Source organism: Corynebacterium sp. ACRQP, from assembly GCF_022345915.1.
Taxonomy (GTDB): domain Bacteria; phylum Actinomycetota; class Actinomycetes; order Mycobacteriales; family Mycobacteriaceae; genus Corynebacterium; species Corynebacterium lehmanniae.
This window is the reverse complement of record NZ_JAKRMZ010000059.1, coordinates 1-629: the sequence shown is the minus strand read 5'-3', so window position 1 is coordinate 629 and position 629 is coordinate 1. Positions and strand designations below refer to the sequence as shown.

The window sequence follows — 629 nt, the reverse complement described above, 5'->3', positions numbered from 1 at the left end:
CGTGTGTAGTGGCGAGCGATAGCGGATGAGGCTAAACCGTGTGCGTGTGATACCTGGCAGGGGTTGCGTGTGCGGTGTTGTGGGGCGCAAATGGTGCAGGCTGTCAACTGCACGCGCAATGTGCACATATCAGCGGAAGCATCTGGGATGGTGCGCCGGAGTAGGTGAAAAGTCCTGTACGTGAAGGTGTGTGTGGTTGTGTGGTTTGTGTTTTCCCCGAGTAGCAGCGGGCTCGTGGAATCTGCTGTGAATCTGCCGGGACCACCCGGTAAGCCTAAATACTCAGTGTGACCGATAGTGGATTAAGTACCGTGAGGGAATGGTGAAAAGTACCCCGGGAGGGGAGTGAAAGAGTTCCTGAAACCATGCGCTTACAATCCGTCAGAGCACTTTTTTGTGTGTGATGGCGTGCCTTTTGAAGAATGAGCCTGCGAGTCAGCGGCATGTCGCGAGGTTAACCCGTTTGTGGGGTAGTCGTAGCGAAAGCGAATCCGAATAGGGTGTTTTTAGTGGCATGTCCTGGACCCGAAGCGGGGTGATCTACCCATGGCCAGTGTGAAGCAGCTGTAAGAGGTTGTGGAGGCGCGAACCCACTTAGGTTGAAAACTGAGGGGATGAGCTGTGGGTAG

1 rRNA gene is annotated in these 629 nt (G+C 54.7%); it reads left to right on the top strand.

Going from position 1 to position 629, the window contains the following annotated elements:
- Positions 1–629 (top strand): 23S ribosomal RNA (locus tag MHY23_RS11870); the annotation flags it as partial.